This window comes from Stenotrophomonas sp. YIM B06876, from assembly GCF_030711595.1.
Lineage (GTDB): Bacteria > Pseudomonadota > Gammaproteobacteria > Xanthomonadales > Xanthomonadaceae > Stenotrophomonas.
The window spans coordinates 1-1,557 of record NZ_JAUJUJ010000184.1 but is presented as its reverse complement, the minus strand read 5'-3'; the positions used below and the strand labels follow the sequence as shown (position 1 = coordinate 1,557).

Sequence of the window (1,557 nt, the reverse complement as noted above, 5' to 3'; positions counted from 1 at the left end):
TGAGCTGCGGCCCGGCGACGAACGCCTTTTGGCCCGCCAGGCGCTGCACGGCGCCCATGTCATTGGCTTCGACGAAGTAGTCGGGGTGGGCGGCGATCTTGTGCATGCTGCCGCCTTCGGCGCCCGATTCGAGCAGCACCTGGGTGGACAGCAGCACCTCCTTGCCAGCGCTGCGCAGGCGCTCGGCGATGTCGATCCAGTCGGGCAGGCGCAGCTCGTGGCGGCGCGAGCAGACGGTTTCGCCGAGGTAGACGATGTCGACCGGCATCTGCGCCACGGCTTCATAGAAGGCCAGCGTGGTGGCGCGCGGCCAGTAGTAGAGCAGCGGGCCGAGGGAGATTTGGAGGGCGGGGTTCATCGTCATTTCCAGGGGCGGTGGTAGGCGCCCAGCGTGTGCTGCTGGCCTTCGGCGACCTGGTCGAGGCTGCCCATCCAGGCCGGCTTGGGGGCGTAGCGGTGCGGGTTGGCGCTGCAGTGGTCGATGGCCTCGCGCAAGACCTTGGTGACCTGCGCCACGTAGGCGGGNCCCATCCAGGCCGGCTTGGGGGCGTAGCGGTGCGGGTTGGCGCTGCAGTGGTCGATGGCCTCGCGCAAGACCTTGGTGACCTGCGCCACGTAGGCGGGGCTGCGCTGGCGGCCCTCGACCTTGAGGGCGCGCACGCCCATCTTCATCAGCTGCGGCAGGAGTTCGAGCGTGTTCAGGCTGGTGGGCTCTTCGATGGCGTAGTAGTTCTCGTCGCCCTCGACGTCGAAGCGCCCCTTGCACAGCGTCGGGTAGCCGGCGTTCTCGCCCGGTGCGTAGCGGTCTATCAGCACGCCGCCCAGGCGCGACTCCAGGCCCTGCGGGGTTTCCTGCCAGCGCACGGCCTTCGGGGGCGAGCACACGCCGTGCGTGTTCGGCGACTCGCCCGTCACATAGGACGAGAGCGCGCAGCGCCCCTCGACCATGACGCACAGGCTGCCGAAGCCGAACACCTCGATCTCGACCGGCGTGCGCTCGATGACGCGCTGCACCTGCTCGAGCGAGAGCACGCGCGGCAGCACGGCACGCACGATGCCGAACTGCTCGCGGTAGAAGTTGATGGCGTCGTAGTTGGTCGCCGAGCCCTGCACCGACAGGTGCAGGCGCAGGCGCGGGTGCTGCTGCACGGCGTACTGCATCAGGCCCGGGTCGGCCAGAATCACCGCGTCCACGCCGAGCTGCACCGCCTGGTCGAGCGCCGAGCGCCACAGCCCGGGGTTGCCGGCCTGCGGATAGGTGTTGAGCGCCATGAACACCTTGCAGCCCTTGGCATGGGCGTAGGCGATGCCGTTGGCGATGGCGGCCTCGTCAAAGTTCAGGCCGGCGAAGTTGCGCGCGTTGGTGGCGTCGCGCAGGCCGAGGTAGACACAGTCGGCGCCGTGGTCCACGGCGGCCTTGAGCGCGGGCAGGCTGCCGGCGGGGCAGACCAGTTCCAGGTGTGGTGGGGGGGGCGGTTCTTGCATGCACTTGAGTGGTTGGACGCGGGCGCAGAAGCAGCGCCATCGCACACCCCGGCACCCTACGCCGGACGCTTT

Annotated in this window: 1 protein-coding gene and 1 pseudogene; both read right to left on the bottom strand. The window is 69.4% G+C overall.

The annotated features are described in order from the left end of the window. Positions 1-358 (bottom strand): annotated as a pseudogene (locus QZH66_RS15900) (U32 family peptidase); the annotation flags it as partial. Positions 359-360: 2 nt separating this feature from the next. Continuing rightward, the gene (locus QZH66_RS15895; protein WP_345783860.1) at positions 361-1,485 is read right to left on the bottom strand and encodes a peptidase U32 family protein; all 1,125 of its coding nucleotides are present in this window, start codon (positions 1,483-1,485) and stop codon (positions 361-363) included. Positions 1,486-1,557 lie beyond the last annotated feature (72 nt).